The following is a 3600-nucleotide window of genomic DNA, read 5'->3' as shown; positions in this document are numbered from 1 at the left end:
ACGGCCGCGAACCGCCGCTGCGCGGCGGACCCTCCTCGAGGTCGGGTCGTGCGGGCCGGGAAGGTGCCTACCCGCGAGTAGGGGAGGGTTCAGGTCCGGACTATTCTCCCCTGCATGCCGTATTTGGAGCGCTCTGGTGATGTTTTCGTCCTGTACCTCGGCAACGAGGGTGAGACAGACAACGAGAACCGTTTCTCGCCGGACTGGATCGATGCCTTCCACGCCGCACTCGACGAGGTCGAGGCGTCCGAAGGTGCGGCCGCGCTGGTCACCGTCGCGACCGGTAAGTACTACAGCAACGGCCTCGACACCGATTACGTCTTCGGCAACCTGGACAAGATCCACGGCTACCTCGACCGGGTGCACTCGCTCTACACCCGCCTGCTGACCTTCCCGATGCCCACGATCGCCGCGGTCAACGGCCACGCGTTCGGCGCGGGCGCCATGCTGGCCACGTCCCACGATTTCCGCGTGATGCGCGGTGACCGCGGCTTCTGGTCGCTGCCCGAGGTGCATCTGGGCATGCCGTTCACGATCGGCATGAACGGCTTGCTGAAGGGTCGCCTGAGCAACCAGGTGTGCGTCCAGGCGATGACCACCGGGCACCGTTTCGGTGCCGACGAGGCCATCGCCGCCGGCATCGCCGATGCCAAGGCCGACGCCGACGAGGTGCTGCCCGCCGCGATCGCCCGCGCCGCCGCGCTCACCAGCCTGCGCAAGCCGATCACCCCGATAATCAAGACCGCGCTGCACGCCGAGACGCTCGCCGCGCTGGCCACGCCGGTCACCCCGGAGAACCTTCCCTTCGGCAACTGACCTCGCTCGCCGGTGCGCCGCTGTCGGGCACTGATGCAAGACTGGGGGTATGGCACCCTCGCGCACCGGCGAACTCACAGCCACCGCCTCCGACGCCGCGATTGTCGCTGCCTCGGACGAGCTGATCGGGCTCTCGCACGCGATTCACGCCGAACCGGAGCTGGCCTTCGCCGAAACGCGTAGCGTCGCGAAGGTCCTCGCGCCGCTGGTCGAGCGCGGATTCGCCGTCACGACGGGCGTCGCCGGGCTGTCGACGGCGTTTCGCGCGGTGTACGGCAGCGGCCCGCTCACCGTCGGCATCTGCGCCGAATACGACGCGCTGCCCGAGATCGGGCACGCCTGCGGGCACAACATCATCGCCGCGTCCGCTGTCGGCGCGGCCATCGGGCTGGCCGCCGTGGCCGACGCGCTCGGCCTGACCGTGGTGGTGCTCGGTACGCCCGCGGAGGAGAGCGGCGGCGGCAAGGTGCTCATGCTGGAAGCGGGCGCCTTCGACGACATCGCGATGGCGATGATGGTTCATCCTGGGCCTGCCGACATCGTCGGCGCGCGCTCACTGGCATTGGCCGACCTCGCCATCGTCTTCCACGGCCGCGAGGCGCATGCCAGCGCCGCGCCCGAACTGGGCCGCAACGCCGGCGACGCGGTAACCCTGACCCAGGTTGCTGTCGGCTTGCTACGTCAGCATTTGCGACCCGGCCAGCAGCTGCACGGTATAGTGTCCGACGGTGGCGTAGCCCCCAACATCGTGCCCGGACGCGCGGAGTTGCTGTACTACCTCCGCGCGGCGGATTCCGGCTCCCTCGACGACCTGATGCGGCGAGCGAAGGCGTGTTTCGAAGCGGGCGCCCTGGCGACCGGCTGCACCCACGACATACGGACGCTCGCGCCCACCTATACCGAGCTCACCCCCGATCCGGTTCTTTCCGCTGCCTACCGCGCGCAGATCACCGGACTGGGACGGGTGCCGATCGCGCCCGAGTTCGAGGTGTTGCGGCCGCTCGGGAGCACCGACATGGGCAACGTCACCAACGTCGTCCCCGGTATCCACCCGGTGATCGGCATCGACGCGGGCGGTGCGGCAACCCACCAGCCCGCGTTCGCCGCCGCCGCGGTGAACGCCTCGGCGGACCGGGCGGTGCTCGACGGCGCGCTGGCGCTGGCGCGTACCGCTGTCGCTATCGCGGGCGATGAAGTACACAGGGACAGGTTGTTGCAACGGCTGATCGAACGACAGGAGGACATTCGGTGACCATTTCCGGCCATCCGGGCACCGCACGCGCAGGCTCCGACGCGCTATCGATGGGTGTGGGTACCCACTCGATGGCGCGTGAGACCGCAGCGTGTCCGACCACGCCGGACACCGAACCAACTCTGATGTCGGGAACCGAGATCGTTGACGCATGGCTGGCCGAGCACACCGGCGACCTGGTGCAATGGCGCAGACATATCCACGCCAACCCCGAGTTGTCGCGGGCGGAGTTCACCACCACCGAGTTCGTGTCGGGCTGGCTCACCAAGGCCGGGCTGACCTGGGAGGTGCTGCCGGGCGGCACCGGGTTGATCTGCGACTTCGGCCCCACCGATCGGCCGCGGATCGCCTTGCGCGCCGACATGGACGCGCTGCCGATGCAGGAGTTCACCGGTCTGACCTTCGCCTCGACGGTGCCCGGCGTGTCGCATGCCTGCGGGCACGACGCGCACACCACGGTGCTGCTCGGTGCCGGTCTCGCGCTGGCCGAGGCACAGGACAAGCTGCCGGTCGGGGTGCGGTTGGTGTTCCAGCCCGCCGAGGAAGTGATGCCCGGTGGTGCGCTCGATGTGGTCGCGGCCGGTGGGATGACCGGGGTCGACCGGATCTTCGCGCTGCACTGCGATCCGCGTCTGGAGGTCGGCAAGGTCGGGGTACGAACCGGGGCCATCACGTCGGCGGCCGACACGGTCGAGTTGGTGCTCGATTCGCCCGGTGGGCATACCTCGCGCCCGCATCTGACCAGCGACCTGGTCTACGCGATCGGCACCGTCATCACGGGGTTGCCCGGATTGCTGAGCCGCCGCGTCGATCCTCGAACCAGCACGATCATGGTCTGGGGTGCGGTGAGCGCGGGCAAGGCGCCCAACGCGATTCCGCAGACGGGCATGCTCACGGGCACCGTGCGTACCGGTGATCACGCCACCTGGCTGCTGCTGGAACCGCTGGTCCGCGAGATCGTCGACGGGTTGCTCGCGCCGACGGGCGTGCGCTACCAGCTCAACTACAAGCGTGGTGTGCCGCCGGTGGTCAACGATCCGACGTCGGCGCTGATGTTCGAGAACGCGATCCTGGGGATGGGCGAGGACGCGTTGGCCGACACCCCGCAGTCGGGCGGCGGCGAGGACTTCTCCTGGTACCTGGAGGAAGTGCCCGGCGCGATGGCCAGGCTGGGTGTCTGGTCCGGCGTCGGCGAACAGCTGGACCTGCACCAGCCGACCTTCGACATCGACGAGCGCGCTTTGGCCGTGGGTGTTCGGACGTTGACGAACATCGTCCTGCAGGCATAGCAGTACGGGCTGACCCAGTTGACTCACGACCGCCGGCCGCCGACACGACGTCAGCGGCCGGCGGGTCCGGCTTTACTATTCGGGGCGGCGGAACAGCTCAGGCGCCGGGCCCGACGTTCTTGCTGTTGCGGGTGCGCAGGGCGTGGACGTAGTCCTCTGGGGCGCCTGCCTTTTCGGCCGCGTCGGCGATGACGCCGATGTAGCGGGCCGAGGGGAGGCCGCCTTCGTAGGCGTCCAGGACGT

The 3600-nt window shown here is 69.0% G+C and carries 4 protein-coding genes; 3 read left to right on the top strand and 1 reads right to left on the bottom strand.

What is annotated here, in order from left to right; translation table 11 throughout:
- Nucleotides 1-114: 114 nt before the first annotated feature.
- From ACFWF3_RS28380 to ACFWF3_RS28370, 3 genes are all read left to right on the top strand, one after another.
- Nucleotides 115-816 carry an enoyl-CoA hydratase-related protein gene (locus ACFWF3_RS28380; protein WP_378995370.1) on the top strand — a complete coding sequence of 234 codons (702 nt, stop codon included), beginning with the start codon at nt 115-117 and terminating at the stop codon, nt 814-816.
- Between the two features lie 49 nt (nt 817-865).
- A complete protein-coding gene (locus tag ACFWF3_RS28375) occupies nt 866-2068 on the top strand; it encodes a M20 family metallopeptidase (RefSeq protein ID WP_378995372.1) in 1203 nt (400 codons plus the stop codon).
- A gap of 125 nt (nt 2069-2193) precedes the next feature.
- The gene (locus tag ACFWF3_RS28370) at nt 2194-3357 is read left to right on the top strand and encodes a M20 family metallopeptidase (RefSeq protein ID WP_378995494.1); all 1164 of its coding nucleotides are present in this window, start codon (nt 2194-2196) and stop codon (nt 3355-3357) included.
- A 97-nt stretch (nt 3358-3454) separates the two neighbouring features.
- Here ACFWF3_RS28370 and ACFWF3_RS28365 read toward each other — a convergent pair.
- A partial coding sequence (locus ACFWF3_RS28365) for a gamma-glutamylcyclotransferase (protein ID WP_379316533.1) occupies nt 3455-3600 on the bottom strand: 146 nt, incomplete at its 5' end.

Origin of the sequence: Nocardia sp. NPDC060220, from assembly GCF_042727815.1 — a bacterium.
Classification (GTDB): Bacteria; Actinomycetota; Actinomycetes; order Mycobacteriales; family Mycobacteriaceae; genus Nocardia.
This window is presented reverse-complemented; position numbering and strand designations above follow the sequence as displayed.